Below are 15,339 nucleotides of genomic sequence, written 5' to 3' on the forward strand. Positions count from 1 at the left end.
TCTCCTGGACGAGAACGGAAGAGACCATGTCAAGCGAGTCTAGAGTTGCCCTGATCACCGGGGCCAGCCGCGGCATCGGCCGCGCCATCGCCCACGAGCTCGGCCGCCAGGGCCGCATCGTGATCGGTACCGCCACCAGCGATGCCGGCGCCGAGCGCATCGATGCCGACCTCAAGGCCCACGGGTTCGAGGGTGCGGGTCGCCGCCTCGACGTCACCGACCAGGCCAGCGTCGACGGCCTGATCCAGGCCATCAACGAGGAGTTCGGCGCGCCGACCATCCTGGTCAACAACGCCGGCATCACCCGCGACAACCTGCTGATGCGGATGAAGGAAGATGAGTGGGATGCGGTGATCGACGCCAACCTCAAGTCCGTGTATCGCGTCAGCAAGGCCTGTCTGCGCGGCATGACCAAGGCGCGTTTCGGTCGCATCGTCTCGGTCAGCTCCGTGGTCGCCACCATGGGCAACCTCGGCCAGACCAACTACGCTGCCGCCAAGGCCGGCATGGAAGGTTTCACCCGGGCGCTGGCCCGTGAGGTGGCCTCCCGCGCCATCACCGTCAACGCCGTGGCGCCTGGCTTCATCGCCACCGACATGACCGAGGCCCTGCCCGAGGCGCAGAAGGACGCGCTGCTGGGCCAGATTCCGCTGACGCGTCTCGGCCAGCCCGAGGAAATCGCCGCAGCGGTGGGTTTCCTCACCAGCGAGCCGGCCGGCTACATCACCGGCGAGACGCTGCACGTCAACGGCGGCATGAACATGCGCTGAAGCCGCGCCATGCGGCGGTTGCGTTGTCCTTGAGCGGTCTATAAACTACCCCGCAGCTTATTGGCTTGCGGATCTGAAACGGCTGGTTAGCAGTCGCTTAACGTGAACGACTGGAGTACTTCATAATGAGCACCATCGAAGAGCGCGTGAAGAAGGTTGTGGCCGAGCGCCTGAACGTCAAGGAAGAGGACATCCAGAACTCTTCTTCTTTCACCGAGGACCTCGGCGCGGATTCCCTGGATACCGTCGAGCTGGTGATGGCGCTCGAAGAGGAATTCGACACCGAGATTCCCGACGAGGAAGCCGAGAAGATCACCACCGTTCAGGAAGCCGTCGACTACGTCAACGCCCACCAGTAAGGGTGTTGTCGGACACCGCTTGCTGAGGTGTGCCCGGGACAACGCGTCCTGGTGAGAGAGCCGTCCTGCCATGCAGGACGGCTCTCGTGCTGTCTGGGGGCGGTGCGCGACCACAGCGGACGCGGAGTCGGGTATAATGCGCGCCAAGACGGCCCTGCGGGGCCGTGACACTATCTGGATCTGGAGGAGAGCGGATGGCTCGTAGAAGGGTTGTGGTGACGGGGCTCGGCCTGGTCACGCCAGTCGGCAATACCGTGGACGAGAGCTGGGGCAACATCCTGGCCGGCAAGAGCGGTATCGCCCCCATCGAGCACTTCGATGCCAGCGGCTTCAACACGCGGTTCGGCGGGTCGGTCAAGGACTTCGACATCAGCCCGTACCTGAACCCCAAGGACGCCCGCAAGATGGACCTGTTCATCCAGTACGGCGTGGCCGCGGGTGGACAGGCGATCAGCGACGCCGGCATCGAGTGCACCGAGGAAAACGCCCACCGCATCGGCGTGGCGATCGGTTCCGGCATCGGCGGCCTGCCGATGATCGAGCATAACCACAACGCCCTCCAGAAGGGCGGCGCTCGCCGCATCTCGCCGTTCTTCGTGCCGGGCTCGATCATCAACATGATCTCCGGCAACCTGGCGATCCAGCACGGTTTCCGCGGTCCCAATATCGCCATCACCACCGCCTGCACCACCGGCACCCACAACATCGGCTACAGCGCCCGCACCATCGCCTACGGCGACGCCGACGTGATGGTCTGCGGCGGCGCCGAGATGGCCACCACGCCGCTGGGCCTGGGCGGCTTCTCCGCCGCCCGCGCGCTGTCGACCCGCAACGACGATCCGGCCGCGGCCAGCCGCCCCTGGGATCGCGATCGCGACGGCTTCGTGCTGTCCGACGGCGCCGGCGTGATGGTGCTCGAGGAATACGAGCACGCCAAGGCCCGTGGCGCGACCATCTACGCCGAGCTGACCGGCTTCGGCATGAGCGACGACGCCCACCACATGACCGCGCCGCCCGAAGACGGCAGCGGGGCGGCCCTGTCGATGGCGAACGCCATTCGCGACGCCAAGATCGATCCGGCCGAGGTGGACTACATCAACGCCCACGGTACCTCCACCGCGGCCGGCGATCTGGCCGAGAGCCGCGCCGTGCAGCGTGTGCTCGGCGAGGCCTCGAAGGACGTGGCGGTCAGCTCCACCAAGTCGATGATCGGCCACCTGCTGGGCGCCGCCGGCGCCGTCGAGGCGGTGTTCTCGGTGCTGGCGATCCGCGATCAGGTCGCGCCGCCCACCATCAACCTCGACAATCCCCAGGAAGGCTGCGAGCTGGACTACGTGCCGCATACCGCCCGTGAGATGAAGATCGACGTCAGCCTGTCGAACTCCTTCGGCTTCGGCGGCACCAACGGCACGCTGGTCTTCTCCAAGGTGTGAGCGGCACGGCAGGCGAGGGCGACGCCGAGCGGCTGACGCCGGAGGGCGTGCCCTTCGACGACCGCGGCCTGGCCTACGGCGACGGCCTGTTCGAGACCGTGCTGGTGCGCGACGGCGAGCCGCTGCTGTGGGCCGAGCATCTGGGCCGGCTGGCCCGTGGTGCCGAGACCCTCGGCATTCCGCTGCCGGATCGGGCCGCGCTCGACGCCTTGCCGGCCCGGGCCGGTGAGGGGCTCGCGGTGCTCAAGCTGATGCTGACCCGCGGCTCCGGCGGGCGCGGTTACCTCGCGCCCGCCGAGCCCGAGCCGCGGCTGCGCTGGCAGGCCGTGCCCTTCGCCCCGGCCCGGGCGCGCTGGCGCGACGGCGTGCGGGTTCGCCACTGCCGGCTGCGGCTGGGCATCCAGCCGGCGCTGGCCGGCCTCAAGCACCTCAATCGCCTGGAGAACGTCCTGGCCCGGGCCGAATGGTCCGATCCCGAGATCGCCGAGGGGCTGCTCGGCGACGCCGAGGGGCGGCTGGTCGAGGCCACCTGCATGAATCTCTTCTGGTGGCAGGACGACGCCTGGTACACGCCGCGGCTCGACCGCTGTGGCGTGGCCGGCACCCTGAGGCAGGCGCTGCTCGCCGACGGCGTGATCCATGAGGGCGACACCACCCCCGAAGCGCTGGCGACGGCCGAGGCGGTATGCCTGGCCAACTCCGTGCAGGGCCTGTGGCCGGTGACCCGGCTCGATGACGCCGACGGCCGCCGTCAGGCGCGCTGGTACATCGGCGATCGCCATCGCGCCCTGCAGGCCGAGGCCCATGCGCGGCTCGGCTATCCCCACGACTGAACGAGGACTTCCCATGAGGCGAGTGGCCAAGCTGTTGCCGCTGCTGCTGATCCTGGCGGCACTGGTGCTGGGTGCGGGGTATCGCTACTGGCAGAGCCGTCTCGAGGCGCCGCTGACCCTCGAGGCGCCGACGCTCTACGAGGTGCCGGCCGGCGCCGGCTTCCATCGGGTGATCCGTGAGCTCGAAGCGCGCGGCATCCTGTCCGACGGCTGGGCCTATCGTCTGCTGAGCCGTCTCGAGCCCGAGGCGTTGCCCGACCTGCGCCCCGGCGAGTATCGCCTGACGCCCGGCATGAGCGGCCGTGAGCTGCTCGGGCGGCTGGATCGTCACGAGGTGGTCACCTACCCGCTGACGATCCCCGAGGGCTGGACCTTCGCTCAGATGCGCGCCGCGCTGGACGCCGCGCCCAAGCTCGAGCATCGCACCGCCGAGTGGTCCGACGCCGAGATCATGGCCGAGCTGGGTCGCGAGGACGAGCTGCCGGAGGGGCGCTTCTTCCCCGACACCTACCGCTATCGCAAGGGCATCAGCGATCTGGAGATCCTGCGCCAGTCGATGGTGCGCATGGACGAGCTGCTGTCCGAGGCCTGGGCATCACGCGACGACGATCTGCCCATCGATACGCCCTATCAGGCGCTGATACTGGCCTCGCTGATCGAGCGCGAGACCGGCGCTCCCGAGGAGCGTGAGCGCATCGCCGGCGTCTTCGTGCGTCGCCTGGAGCGGGGCATGCGCCTGCAGACCGACCCCACCGTGATCTACGGCATGGGCGACGACTACGACGGCAACATCACCCGCGCCGACCTGCGCGAGCCCACGCCTTACAACACCTACGTGATCGACGGCCTGCCGCCGACGCCCATCGCCCTGCCGGGACGGGCGGCGCTGCAGGCGGCGGTGCAGCCCGCCGAGGGCGAGGCGCTCTATTTCGTGGCCCGGGGCGACGGCACCCACCACTTCTCGCGCTCGCTGCGCGAGCACAACAACGCCGTCAATCGCTACATCCGCAACCGCTGAGCATCGGAGAGGCCATGCAACGCCGAGGACGCTTCATCACCCTGGAAGGCGGCGAAGGGGTGGGCAAGTCCACCAATCTGGCCTGGGTCGCCGCGCATCTGGAGGCCCGCGGCCTCGAGGTGGTGCGCACCCGCGAGCCGGGCGGCACGCCGCGCGCCGAGGCGATCCGCGGCCTGCTGCTCGACCCCGCGTCCGACGAGCCGCTGGACGCCGACGCCGAGCTGCTGCTGGTGTTCGCCGCTCGCGCCCAGCACCTGGCACGGGTGGTGCGGCCGGCCCTCGAACGGGGCGCCTGGGTGGTCTGCGACCGCTTCACCGATGCCACTTTCGCCTACCAGGGCGGCGGGCGCGGGATTCCGTTCGCCCGTATCGCCGAGCTGGAAGCCTTCGTCCAGCAGGGGGTGCAGCCGGACCTGACGCTGCTGCTCGACATGCCGATGGCCGCGGCCCAGCGCCGGCTCGAGGGGCGTCTGGAGCGCAGCGGTGGCCAGCGCGATCGCTTCGAGCGCGAGCGGGCCGAGTTCTTCGAGGCCGTGCGTCAGGCCTATCTGGCCCGCGCCGCCGCGGCGCCCGAGCGCATCGCCGTGGTCGATGCCGACCGAACCCTGGCGGACGTGCAGGCCGAGCTCGGCCGCCGGCTGGACGCGCACCTGGAGGCATCATGAGCGAGCCCGTCCGGCCGCTGCCCTGGCTCGAGCCACGCTGGCGGGAGCTGATCGCGCTGGCCGAGGCCGGCCGCCTGCCCCATGCGCTGCTGTTCTCCGGCCCCCACGGCGTCGGCAAGCCGTCGCTGGCCGAGGCGCTGATCGCCCGCACCCTGTGCCAGGCGCCGGGGGAGGTCGCCTGCGGCCGCTGCCACGCCTGTCAGATGCTGGCGTCGGGCTATCACCCGGACCTGATGCGGGTGTCGCCGGACGAGGGCAAGCGCCAGATTCGCATCGATGCCATCCGCGAGATCAACGGCTTCGTCTCCCAGACCGCCCAGCAGGGCGGCTACCGGGTGATCGTCATCTCCCCGGCCGAGGCGATGAACGTGGCCGCCTCCAACGCCCTGCTCAAGAGCCTGGAGGAGCCCGGCGGCCGGACCCTGTTTCTGCTGCTCTCGGACATCCCTTCTCACCTGCTGCCGACCATCCGCTCGCGCTGCCAGCACTGGAGCCTGACCGCGCCGGACGAGGCCGACTGCCTCGAGTGGCTGGCCGAACGGCTCGGCGGCCGCGAGGATGCCCGCTTCTGGTATCAGGCCGCCGGTGGACTGCCGCTGCGGGCCCTCGAGCTCGCCGAGCCCGACGCCCGGGCGCTGCGTCAGCAGCTCCACGAGACCTTCGACGCCCTGGTGCGCGGTGCCGAGCCGGTGGCCGAGGCCGCGCGGCTGGACCGCCAGTCCCTCGACGCCATCCTGTGGTACGGTATCGCCTGGCTCGAGGATCTGATCCGGCTGGGGCTGTCCGGTGAGAGCGCAACGCTGCGCAATCCCGACCTGCTGCCGCTCTATCGCCAGGCGGTGAAGAACGGCCGGGTGCGCGACTGGTTCCGCCTGCTGGACTATGCTCGCGAGCAGCGCCGCCTGCTCGGCGCGGGGGGCAATCCCAACCCGCAGCTGGTGCTGGAGGCCTGGCTGGTGCGCTGGTCCGCGCTGCTGCGCTCCTGAAGACACTGCCCGAGGAGGCTCGCCGATGTCCGCCCAGAAGGCCCTCTCCCTGACCATCCGGGATATCCCCACGCTGCTCATGGCCTACATGCCGTCGCTGGAGCGGGGTGGCATCTTCGTGCCGACCCGGGAGCGCTACGAGCTCGGCCAGGAGGTCTTCGTGCTGCTGACCCTGCCCGAGCAGAGCGAGCGCCTGCCGATCACCGGCCGAGTGGTCTGGGTCTCGCCCGAAGGCGTCTCCGGGCGACGCGTGCCGGGCATCGGCGTGCACTTCGGCCGCGAGGACCAGGCCGTGCGCGACCATATCGAGACCCTGCTGGCGGGCCAGCTGGACAAGGCCGCGCCGACCTACACGCTCTGACCCGCGTCGAGCTTCCGAACGTATCCCTTTTTCGTGTGAACCTGCCGATGTTTGTCGATTCCCACTGCCATCTCGATCGCCTCGATCCCCGTACCCACGACGGCGACGTCGCCGCCGCCCTGGACGCCGCCCGCGCCCGCGACGTGCGCCAGTTCCTGGCCATCGCGGTCACCCTGGAAGAAGTGCCCGGCATCGCCGCCATCGCCCGCGAGCATGACGACGTGGTGATCTCCGCCGGCGTGCATCCGCTGCATGAGGTGCCGGAGGAGCCGAGCGTCGAGGCCATCAAGGAATGCGCGGAGCGCCATGAGGCGGTGGCGATCGGCGAGACCGGCCTCGACTATCACTACGACGGCGTCTCCCGCGAGGTGCAGCACGAGCGCTTTCGCCGCCACCTGATCGCCGCCACCGAGCTCGAGCTGCCGGTGATCATCCATACCCGCGCCGCGCGCGAGGACACCCTGGCGCTGATCCGCGAACACGTCGATCCGCGGGTCGGCGGCGTACTGCATTGCTTCACCGAGGACCTGGACATGGCCCGCGAGGCGGTAGCCCACGGGTTCATGGTCTCGCTGTCGGGCATCGTCACCTTCCGCAACGCCGAATCGGTGCGCGAGCTGGCCCGCAAGGTGCCGCTGGACCGCCTGCTGATCGAGACCGACAGCCCCTACCTGGCGCCGGTGCCGCATCGTGGCAAGCCCAACGAGCCGGCCTGGGTGGTCGAGGTCGCCGAGTGCATCGCCGAGGAGCGCGGCATCAGCGTCGAGGAGGTGGCCATGCAGACCACCGCCAACTTCTATCGGCTGTTCAAGGCGGCCGTGCCCGAGGCGTCGGCGGAAGTCCGTGAGGCGCTGTCGAGCGCCGGCCTGGTGGTCTGATCCGGCGCGCAAAGGAGGCGTCATGAACCTGGACACCTGGCTGGTCGGCATACCGCCCGAGGGCGAGATCCCGCCGCTGGAGCGCTGGCATCCCGAGTGCCGGGGCGACATGGATCTGACCATCGCCGCCGACGGCCGCTGGCTCCACGAGGGGGCCGTCATCGCGCGCCCCGCGCTGGTGCGGCTGCTGGCGAGCGTGCTGCGCCGCGAGGACGACGGCGAGTATTACCTGGTAGCGCCGGCCGAGAAATGGCGTATCCGCGTCGAGGATCGCCCGCTGCTGATCGTCGATGCCGAACGCGATGCCGCCGGCGACTGGCAACTCGTCACCAATGCCGGCGATCGCGTGAGGCTCGACGACACGCACCGGCTGACGGTCAGCGACACGCCCCGCGGCGAGGCCGTGCCGGAGGTGCCGGTGCGCTTCGGGCTGGCCGCGCGCCTCGGGCGCAACGTCTTCTATCGCCTCGCCGACGCCGCCGAGTGCCGCGACGACGAGCTGGGGCTCGAGAGCGGCGGGGCCTGGCACGCGCTGGGCCGCTGGGACGACGAGGCATCATGAGGCTGACGTCGGAACAGCACGCCGTGGTCGGCCACCCCGAGGGGCATGCCCGGGTCGCCGCCGTGGCCGGGGCGGGCAAGACCACCACCCTGGTGGCGCGGGTGCTGCACCTGCTCGAGCGCGGCATGGCGCCCGGGCGCATCCTGGTGCTGATGTTCAACCGCTCGGCCCGGGAGGACTTCCAGGCCCGGCTGGCCGCGGCGGCACCCGCCGGCCAGGCGCTGCCCGACGTGCGCACCTTCCACTCGCTGGGTCATCGCCTGACCCAGAGCCTGACCCGCTGGGGCGTGCTGGAGAACCGTCGGCTGCTGACCGCCGACTGGCAGCTCGAGCGGCTGCTGCGCCAGGCCACCCAGCAGGCGCTGGAGGCCTTCCCCGAGGCCGGCGAGCGCGCCCTGGAAGCCGAGAAGCTCGAGGCCCTGGCCCACTTCAGCGGCCTGGTGAAGGCCGAGATGGCCGAGCCCGCCGAACTCTACGCCCGGCTCGACTTCGGCGAGGACACCGAGCACTTCGTCGCCGCCTTCGAACACGCCGAGACCCTGCTCGCCGATCAGGGCCTGATGACCTATGCCGACCTGCTGTACCGGCCGGTCCGGGCGCTGGAGGCCGACCCCGCGCTGCGCGCCCGGGTCCAGGGCTTCCTCGACCAGGTGATCATCGACGAGTACCAGGACATCAATCCTACCCAGCAGCGCCTGCTGGCGGTGCTGGCCGGGCGCCAGGCGGCGGTGATGGCGGTCGGCGATGCCAACCAGTGCATCTACGAATGGCGCGGCGCCCACCCCGACACCATGCTCGAGGACTTCACCGCCATCTTCGGCGAGGCCCGCGACTACCCGCTCTCCACCACCTTCCGCCACGGCCACGCCCTGGCGCTGGCCGCCAACCACGCCATCGAGGCCAACCGGCGCCGTCCGGACCAGCTGTGCCTGGCCGCGCCGGACAATCCCGACACCCGGCTGGCGGTGGGGCAGGGCAGCCAGGCGTTGCTCGACGAGCTGGCCGGCTGGCAGCGCGACGGCCGCCGTCTCGACGAGGCCTGCCTGCTGGTGCGCAGCTGGGCGCTGTCGGTGCCGCTGCAGCTGGCGCTGCTGCGCGAGGGCGTGCCCTTCCGGCTGTCCCGGGAGGACCGTTTCGTGTTCCGGCTGCCGCTGGTCGAGGCACTGGCCGGCTATCTGGCGCTGGCGCTCGACGGCCAGCTGCTGCGCGACCCCGGCCACCTGCTGTTGCTGCTGTCCCAGCCGACGCCCTTCGTGCCCCGCGAACGCCTCTCGGCGCTGGCCGCCCGGCTGGCCGAGACCCAGCGCTGGCCGGAGCGCCAGGACCCGCTGCTGGCCTCGCTCAAGCCGCACCAGCGGCGGACCCTCAAGCGTCGCTGGGCGCTGCTCTGCGAGCTGCCGAAACGCGGCGGCTGGTCGCCGGCCAAGCTGCTCGAGCACGTGGTCGAGGAGGTCGAGGCCGAGAAGGTGCTCAAGCGCGCCGCGGCACGCCGCGACAAGGGCGAGGAGGACGTGCGCCTGCTCGACGTGCTGGTGGAGCAGGCCAAGGAGGCCTCCGATCTCGCGGCCTTCATCGAGCTGCTGCGCCGCCCGGTGGAGAACCGCGATGACGGCGTGCTGATCACCACCGTGCACGGTGCCAAGGGGCTGGAGTGGCCGCTGGTGATGCTCGGCGGCGTCAACGAGGAAGACTTCCCGCACTACACCCGCGACAACCCGCTGAGTCCGCCGCGTCTCGAGGAGGAGCGGCGGCTGTTCTACGTGGCGATCACCCGGGCCTGCGAGCGGCTGGTGATGCTGCACGACGGCGGCGATCACCGGCCCAGCCGCTTCCTCGGCGAGACCGCTTGGCAGGACGGCCAGCGGGTGGCCGAGCGGCTGGTCGCCGAGGATACCGAGGCCGCCCCGGCGCCGCTGCGGGTCTCGCGTCCGGCGCTGGTGCAGCGCTATCTCGAGCGCCTGGGCCGGCCGCTGCCCGTCGAGGCCGCCGCGGCGCAGACGGGGCAGGTCGCCGATAGCGCGGCCGACTACCGGGTCGGCCAGCGCCTCAACCATGCCGTCTTCGGCGAGGGCGAGATCAGCGTGGTGGAAGGCGATCCGGCGAATCCGGTGATCGAGGTGCGATTCCGTCAGGCCGGCCGCAGGCGACTGATTGCCCGGCGGGCCCCCATCGAATGGCTGGAAGGAGAGGGCGCATGAACGTGTTGATCGAAGCCACCGCGCTGGCCGAGGCGCTCGCGGGCGATATGCCGCCGCTGGTGCTGGACTGCCGGGCGCGGCTCGGCGATCCCGAGGCCGGCGAGCGGCTGTGGCGCGAAGGCCATGTGCCGGGCAGCCAGCACCTGGACATGGATCGCGACCTGGCCACCTCGCCGGGCAAGAACGGCGCGGGCGGCCGCCATCCGCTGCCGAGCCGCGAGGCCTTCACGGCGACGCTGCGCCGCCTCGGCGTCACCCCCGGGCGGCCGGTGGTGGTCTACGACGACGTGGGCGGCCAGCTGGCCGCGGCCCGGGCCTGGTGGATGATCGCCCGCTGGGCCGGTCATCCCGACGTGCGGCTGCTGAACGGCGGTCTCGGCGCCTGGCAGGCCGCCGGCGGCGAGCTGCCGCTGGGGCGCGAGCCGGCGCCCGCGCCGAGCGACTGGGTGCCCGACTACCGCGACGACGTGCTGGTGGAGGCCGACGAGGTGTTCTCCGGTCGGGCGCTGAAGCTCGATGCGCGCCCCGCCGAGCGCTTCCGCGGCGAGGCCGAGTCCGTCGATGCCATGGCCGGGCATATCCCTGGCGCACGCTCACGGCCGAGCGCCGAGAACCTCGATGCGCACGGTCGCTTCAAGTCCCCCGAGACGCTCGACGCCGAGCTGCCGGACGCGGACCCGGTGATCGCCTACTGTGGCTCCGGCGTCACCGCCTGCCACGACATCCTCGCCTACGCGATCGCCGGCCGCCCGCTGCCGCGGCTCTACGTCGGCTCCTGGAGCGACTGGATCACCGACGCCGACCGGCCAATCGCCACCGGCGACTGAGCCTGGGCAGCGCCCGGAGAGGTAAGAGGGAAGAACGGCGCTTCGCGCCTGGAAGCCTGAAGATAGACGCCCCGCAGGCTGTGTGCCTGCGGGGCGTTTTTTGCCTTTTTGAATCAGGCCTTCCTTACATGTTGGGGTAGTTCGGCCCGCCGCCGCCCTCCGGCGCGACCCAGGTGATGTTCTGGGCCGGGTCCTTGATGTCGCAGGTCTTGCAGTGCACGCAGTTCTGGAAGTTGATCTGGAACGCGGGCTTGCCGTCGTCGTCCTCGACCACCTCGTAGACCCCGGCCGGACAGTAGCGCTGTGCGGGCTCGGCGTAGGTCGGCAGGTTGTCGCGGATCGGCAGTTCCGGGTCCTTGAGGCGCAGGTGGCAGGGCTGGTCTTCCTCGTGGTTGGTGTTCGAGAGGAACACCGAGGAGGCCTTGTCGAACGAGATCACGCCGTCCGGCTTGGGATAGTCGATCTTCTCGCACTCGGCCGCCGGCTTGAGGGTGGCGTGGTCCGGGGTGGTGTCGTGGACCGTCGGCAGCTTGCCGCCGGTGAGCTGGTCGAGGAAGTTGTAGGCGCCGCCGCCCACGGTGCCGTACTTGTGGATCGCCGGGCCGAAGCTGCGGCTCTCGTCGAGCTCCCGGTAGGCCCAGCTGGCCTGCCACTTGGCCTCGAAGGCGGTGAGATCGGCGCCGCCCTCGTCGCCCGCCACGATCGCCTCGAAGACGCTCTCGGCGGCCACCATGCCGGACTTCATGGCGGTGTGCAGGCCCTTGATCTTGGCGAAGTTCAGGGTGCCGGCGTCGCAGCCGATCAAGAGCCCGCCGGGGAAGGTCATCTTCGGCAGGCAGTTGAGACCGCCCTTGGCGATGGCCCGGGCGCCGTAGGCCACCCGCGAGCCGCCTTCCAGGTACTGCTTGAGCACCGGGTGGTGCTTCATGCGCTGGAACTCGTCGAAGGGCGACAGGTACGGGTTCCGGTAGGACAGGTCGAGGATCAGGCCGACCACCACCTGCTGGTTCTCGGCGTGATAGAGGAACCAGCCGCCGTGGGTCGACTTGTCCAGCGGCCAGCCGGAGCCGTGCAGCACCAGGCCCGGTTCGTGCTTGTCGGCGGGCACGTCCCACAGCTCCTTGAGGCCGATGCCGTAGTGCTGCGGATCCTTGCCGGCGTCGAGCTCGAAGCGCTCGATCAGCCCCTTGCCCAGGTGGCCACGGGCGCCCTCGGCGAACAGGGTGTACTTGGCGCGCAGCTCCATGCCCGGCATGTGGCCGTCCTTGGGCTGGCCGTCGGCGCCCACGCCCATGTCGCCCACCAGGATGCCCTTGACCACGCCGTCCTCGACGATGGTCTCCTGGGCGGCGAAGCCCGGGAACACCTCGACGCCGAGCTCCTCGGCCTGTTCGGCCAGCCAGCGGCACAGGTTGCCGGCGCTGATCACGTAGCGGGTGAGGTCGCCACCGGTGTTGTGCATGGTCTTCGGCACCAGGGCATTGGGCAGCTTCTGGGCCTTCTCGGCGTCCTTGAGCAGATAGAGCTCGTCGCGAATCGCCGGCGTGGTCAGCGGCGCGCCGCGTTCCTGCCAGTCGGGGAACAGTTCCTGCAGGGCGCGGGGTTCGAAGACGGCGCCGGAGAGGATGTGAGCGCCGACCTCGGAGCCTTTCTCGACCAGGCACACCGTCAGCTCCTGTCCGGCCTCGTTGGCCTGCTGCATCAGGCGGCAGGCGGCGGCCAGCCCGGAGGGGCCGCCGCCGACGATGACCACGTCGAACTCCATGGCGTCGCGCTCGATCTGTTCTGTCATTGGATCCTTCTCCTCCCATCCCGACGACGTCCTGGCCGAGGCGGTCTCGGCATCGTCAGGGTGTTAAAACGGTCGTTTGCTTCCGGGGGTGTCCCATGGTCCGCATGATAGCGGGATTGGCCCCCCCTTACGATGGCCAAACCCCGGAAAGCCCCATTCCCGGCATGCCGGGGATTGTTGGAGTGGTCCGGGCTGTGGCACATTTAGGGGGTTTTTCGGCAAGGCGCCTATCAAACGCTCGTCTGAAACGCATAAAAGCATATCGGTCCGTTCTATGGGCCGGTGTCGCGTTCCGTCAGCGAGTCGCCGAGCTCCGTTTCCCCGGTTCCGAGACAGAACCCAGCGAGGACATTATGAAGGTACTCGTCGCGGTCAAACGCGTCATCGACTACAACGTCAAGATCCGGGTCAAGCCGGACAACAGCGACGTCGACCTTACCAACGTCAAGATGGCCATGAATCCCTTCTGCGAGATCGCCGTGGAAGAGGCGGTGCGGCTCAAGGAAGCCGGTGTGGCCACCGAAGTGGTCGCCGTCACCGTGGGTCCGAAGGCCGCCCAGGAACAGCTGCGCACCGCGCTGGCGCTGGGCGCCGATCGCGCCGTGCACGTGCAGACCGAGGCGCCCGTCGAGTCGCTGGCCGCGGCCAAGCTGCTGGCCAAGGTCGTCGAGGAGGAGCAGCCGCAGCTGACCATCCTCGGCAAGCAGGCCATCGACAGCGACAACAACCAGGTGGGGCAGATGCTCGCCGCGCTGACCGGTCGTCCCCAGGGCACCTTCGCCTCCGAGGTCGCCGTCGAGGGCGAGACGCTCAAGGTCACCCGCGAAATCGACGGCGGCCTGCAGACCGTGGCCCTGCAGCTGCCGGCCATTGTCACCACCGACCTGCGCCTCAACGAGCCGCGCTACGCCAAGCTGCCCGACATCATGAAGGCCAAGAAGAAGCCGCTGGACACCAAGACGCCCGAGGAACTCGGCGTGGCGGTGGCCTCCGGCCTCAAGCTGGTCTCCGTCGAGCCGCCGGCCGAGCGTCAGGGCGGCGTCAAGGTGGGCTCCGTGGACGAGCTGGTCGACAAGCTGAAGAACGAAGCGAAGGTGATCTCATGAGTATCCTGGTCCTTGCCGAACATCACGACGGTCAGCTGGCCGAGACCACGGCACACGTGGTGGCCGCGGCCCAGGCCATCGGCGGTGATATCGACGTGCTGGTCGCCGGCGAGAACGTGAGCGCCATCGCCGAGGCGGCCGCCAGGCTCGACGGCGTGAGCCGGGTGCGCGTCGCCGATGCGCCCGTCTATGCCCATCAGCTGGCCGAGCCGCTGAGCGAGCTGCTGGTGGCGCTGTCCGGCGACTATGGCCACGTGCTGGCCGCCGCCACCACCCATGGCAAGAACGTGCTGCCGCGCCTCGCCGCGCTCAAGGACGTCAGCCAGATCTCCGAGATCATCGAGGTGGTCGGCGCCGATACCTTCAAGCGCCCGATCTACGCCGGCAACGCCATCGCCACCGTGCAGAGCGAGGACGCGCTGAAGGTGATCACCGTGCGTCCCACCGCCTTCGATGCCGTCGCCGAGAGCGGAAGCGCGAGCATCGAGGCCGTCGAGAGCGGCGTCGACAACGCCCTGTCCTCGTTCATCGACGAGCAGCTCGAGCAGAGCGACCGCCCCGAGCTCGGCGGCGCCAAGGTGGTGATCTCCGGTGGCCGCGGCATGGGCAGCGGTGAGAACTTCAAGCTGCTCGACGGCATCGCCGACAAGCTGGGCGCGGCCATCGGCGCCTCCCGCGCGGCGGTCGACGCCGGCTACGTGCCCAACGACATGCAGGTCGGTCAGACCGGCAAGATCGTGGCGCCGGAGCTGTACATCGCGGTGGGTATCAGCGGTGCCATCCAGCACCTGGCGGGCATGAAGGACTCCCGGGTGATCGTCGCCATCAACAAGGACGACGAGGCGCCGATCTTCCAGGTCGCGGACTATGGTCTGGTGGGCGACCTGTTCGAGATCCTGCCGGAGCTCGAGAGCAAGCTGTAAGGCGAAGATCGGGATCTTCCAGGTGGCGCTCTCGATGACCCGCGGTCTCGTCGGCGATCTGTTCGAGATCCTGCCGGAGCTCGAGAGCAAACTGTAAGGCTCTCTGCCGTCAGGTAGAAAACGGGCCGGCCTCTCCCCGGAGAGGTCGGCCCGTTTGCGTTGATGCGTCGTCGATGCTGGAGAGGGGGGCGGTTCAGCGGCGAAGCCAGCCGCCCAGCCGTCGGGCCATGGCCTGCCACTGGCTTTCCTGTGCCTCGGAGGGGCGACGGCCGGCCAGCCAGGCGGCAGCCTCCTGCAGCGGCGACACGATGGCGTCGAGCTGGCGCGCGCAGCGATCGCGACCCAGGCCGCCGGGACATTGGGCCAGCAGCAGGCTGGCGTGGGCGAGGGCGGCATCGAGGGACTGCCAGGCCGCCGGATGACGAACGGCGGCATCACGGCAGCGTCTCAGTTCGCCGGTGAGCATCTCGACCAGGCCGGCGTCCAGCCAACAGGGGCTGGACGGGGCTCGCGACGGCTTGTCCAGGTCATCGCGAAGCGCCCGGAAGGAGACCGAAAGGAAGATGCAGGTGTTATGCAGCTGTGATGTGTCGGCCGACATGGGTGGCGGCTCCTTTGATAGTAATTC

General features: G+C 69.9%; 16 protein-coding genes. 14 read left to right on the forward strand and 2 right to left on the reverse strand.

Going from position 1 to position 15,339, the window contains the following annotated elements; translation table 11 throughout:
- Positions 1-26: 26 nt before the first annotated feature.
- The 12 genes from fabG (at position 27) to CVH10_RS11745 (ending at position 10,890) form a co-directional block, all read left to right on the forward strand.
- The gene (gene fabG / locus CVH10_RS11690; protein ID WP_046079726.1) at positions 27-770 is read left to right on the forward strand and encodes a 3-oxoacyl-ACP reductase FabG; all 744 of its coding nucleotides are present in this window, start codon (positions 27-29) and stop codon (positions 768-770) included.
- Between the two features lie 125 nt (positions 771-895).
- Positions 896-1,129: an acyl carrier protein gene (gene acpP, locus CVH10_RS11695; protein WP_016854353.1), complete on the forward strand. Its 234-nt coding sequence runs from the start codon at positions 896-898 to the stop codon at positions 1,127-1,129.
- Positions 1,130-1,323: 194 nt separating this feature from the next.
- Positions 1,324-2,562, forward strand: a complete 1,239-nt coding sequence (gene fabF, locus CVH10_RS11700) for a beta-ketoacyl-ACP synthase II (protein WP_035599054.1) — start codon at positions 1,324-1,326, stop codon at positions 2,560-2,562.
- Positions 2,559-3,395: an aminodeoxychorismate lyase gene (gene pabC / locus CVH10_RS11705; RefSeq protein WP_369335787.1), complete on the forward strand. Its 837-nt coding sequence runs from the start codon at positions 2,559-2,561 to the stop codon at positions 3,393-3,395. Before fabF ends, pabC begins: the two co-directional genes overlap by 4 nt.
- 13 nt (positions 3,396-3,408) lie before the next feature.
- Positions 3,409-4,413, forward strand: a complete 1,005-nt coding sequence (gene mltG / locus CVH10_RS11710; protein ID WP_106488771.1) for an endolytic transglycosylase MltG — start codon at positions 3,409-3,411, stop codon at positions 4,411-4,413.
- Between the two features lie 14 nt (positions 4,414-4,427).
- Positions 4,428-5,078, forward strand: a complete 651-nt coding sequence (gene tmk, locus CVH10_RS11715) for a dTMP kinase (protein WP_106488772.1) — start codon at positions 4,428-4,430, stop codon at positions 5,076-5,078.
- A complete protein-coding gene (locus tag CVH10_RS11720) occupies positions 5,075-6,064 on the forward strand; it encodes a DNA polymerase III subunit delta' (RefSeq protein ID WP_035599045.1) in 990 nt (329 codons plus the stop codon). The genes tmk and CVH10_RS11720 overlap by 4 nt, the downstream gene beginning before the upstream one ends.
- 25 nt (positions 6,065-6,089) lie before the next feature.
- The gene (locus CVH10_RS11725; RefSeq protein WP_035599042.1) at positions 6,090-6,425 is read left to right on the forward strand and encodes a PilZ domain-containing protein; all 336 of its coding nucleotides are present in this window, start codon (positions 6,090-6,092) and stop codon (positions 6,423-6,425) included.
- Between the two features lie 47 nt (positions 6,426-6,472).
- Complete coding sequence (locus tag CVH10_RS11730; RefSeq protein ID WP_035599039.1) at positions 6,473-7,303, forward strand: TatD family hydrolase; 831 nt, start codon at positions 6,473-6,475, stop codon at positions 7,301-7,303.
- 22 nt (positions 7,304-7,325) lie between these two features.
- A complete protein-coding gene (locus CVH10_RS11735; RefSeq protein WP_106488773.1) occupies positions 7,326-7,865 on the forward strand; it encodes a DUF1285 domain-containing protein in 540 nt (179 codons plus the stop codon).
- Complete coding sequence (locus tag CVH10_RS11740; protein WP_106488774.1) at positions 7,862-10,063, forward strand: ATP-dependent helicase; 2,202 nt, start codon at positions 7,862-7,864, stop codon at positions 10,061-10,063. The genes CVH10_RS11735 and CVH10_RS11740 overlap by 4 nt, the downstream gene beginning before the upstream one ends.
- A complete protein-coding gene (locus CVH10_RS11745; RefSeq protein WP_106488775.1) occupies positions 10,060-10,890 on the forward strand; it encodes a sulfurtransferase in 831 nt (276 codons plus the stop codon). The genes CVH10_RS11740 and CVH10_RS11745 overlap by 4 nt, the downstream gene beginning before the upstream one ends.
- A 124-nt stretch (positions 10,891-11,014) precedes the next feature.
- On the opposite strand, the gene CVH10_RS11750 is transcribed toward CVH10_RS11745, so the two are convergent.
- Positions 11,015-12,682 (reverse strand): electron transfer flavoprotein-ubiquinone oxidoreductase, encoded by a 1,668-nt coding sequence (locus CVH10_RS11750; RefSeq protein WP_106488776.1) that lies wholly within the window; start codon positions 12,680-12,682, stop codon positions 11,015-11,017.
- 353 nt (positions 12,683-13,035) lie between these two features.
- Here CVH10_RS11750 and CVH10_RS11755 point away from each other — a divergent pair, with 353 nt between their 5' ends.
- Entirely contained in the window at positions 13,036-13,788 is a 753-nt protein-coding gene (locus tag CVH10_RS11755; RefSeq protein ID WP_035599028.1) for an electron transfer flavoprotein subunit beta/FixA family protein, read from the forward strand.
- Entirely contained in the window at positions 13,785-14,711 is a 927-nt protein-coding gene (locus CVH10_RS11760) for an electron transfer flavoprotein subunit alpha/FixB family protein (RefSeq protein ID WP_035599026.1), read from the forward strand. Before CVH10_RS11755 ends, CVH10_RS11760 begins: the two co-directional genes overlap by 4 nt.
- A gap of 193 nt (positions 14,712-14,904) precedes the next feature.
- Here the strand turns inward: CVH10_RS11760 and CVH10_RS11765 are convergent, their stop codons facing one another.
- Positions 14,905-15,312 carry a hypothetical protein gene (locus CVH10_RS11765; RefSeq protein WP_106488777.1) on the reverse strand — a complete coding sequence of 136 codons (408 nt, stop codon included), beginning with the start codon at positions 15,310-15,312 and terminating at the stop codon, positions 14,905-14,907.
- Positions 15,313-15,339 lie beyond the last annotated feature (27 nt).

Source organism: Halomonas sp. ND22Bw (genome assembly GCF_003011945.1).
In the GTDB taxonomy this organism is placed as follows: Bacteria; Pseudomonadota; Gammaproteobacteria; order Pseudomonadales; family Halomonadaceae; genus Halomonas; species Halomonas halophila.

What these genes read in the sequence shown, in the direction of transcription:
- fabG (WP_046079726.1), top strand. Translation starts at nt 27, where the DNA reads ATGTCAAGCGAGTCTAGAGTTGCCCTGATCACCGGGGCCAGCCGCGGC.
- acpP (WP_016854353.1), top strand. Translation starts at nt 896, where the DNA reads ATGAGCACCATCGAAGAGCGCGTGAAGAAGGTTGTGGCCGAGCGCCTG.
- fabF (WP_035599054.1), top strand. Translation starts at nt 1,324, where the DNA reads ATGGCTCGTAGAAGGGTTGTGGTGACGGGGCTCGGCCTGGTCACGCCA.
- mltG (WP_106488771.1), top strand. Translation starts at nt 3,409, where the DNA reads ATGAGGCGAGTGGCCAAGCTGTTGCCGCTGCTGCTGATCCTGGCGGCA.
- tmk (WP_106488772.1), top strand. Translation starts at nt 4,428, where the DNA reads ATGCAACGCCGAGGACGCTTCATCACCCTGGAAGGCGGCGAAGGGGTG.
- CVH10_RS11720 (WP_035599045.1), top strand. Translation starts at nt 5,075, where the DNA reads ATGAGCGAGCCCGTCCGGCCGCTGCCCTGGCTCGAGCCACGCTGGCGG.
- CVH10_RS11725 (WP_035599042.1), top strand. Translation starts at nt 6,090, where the DNA reads ATGTCCGCCCAGAAGGCCCTCTCCCTGACCATCCGGGATATCCCCACG.
- CVH10_RS11730 (WP_035599039.1), top strand. Translation starts at nt 6,473, where the DNA reads ATGTTTGTCGATTCCCACTGCCATCTCGATCGCCTCGATCCCCGTACC.
- CVH10_RS11735 (WP_106488773.1), top strand. Translation starts at nt 7,326, where the DNA reads ATGAACCTGGACACCTGGCTGGTCGGCATACCGCCCGAGGGCGAGATC.
- CVH10_RS11740 (WP_106488774.1), top strand. Translation starts at nt 7,862, where the DNA reads ATGAGGCTGACGTCGGAACAGCACGCCGTGGTCGGCCACCCCGAGGGG.
- CVH10_RS11745 (WP_106488775.1), top strand. Translation starts at nt 10,060, where the DNA reads ATGAACGTGTTGATCGAAGCCACCGCGCTGGCCGAGGCGCTCGCGGGC.
- CVH10_RS11750 (WP_106488776.1), bottom strand. Translation starts at nt 12,682, where the DNA reads ATGACAGAACAGATCGAGCGCGACGCCATGGAGTTCGACGTGGTCATC.
- CVH10_RS11755 (WP_035599028.1), top strand. Translation starts at nt 13,036, where the DNA reads ATGAAGGTACTCGTCGCGGTCAAACGCGTCATCGACTACAACGTCAAG.
- CVH10_RS11760 (WP_035599026.1), top strand. Translation starts at nt 13,785, where the DNA reads ATGAGTATCCTGGTCCTTGCCGAACATCACGACGGTCAGCTGGCCGAG.
- CVH10_RS11765 (WP_106488777.1), bottom strand. Translation starts at nt 15,312, where the DNA reads ATGTCGGCCGACACATCACAGCTGCATAACACCTGCATCTTCCTTTCG.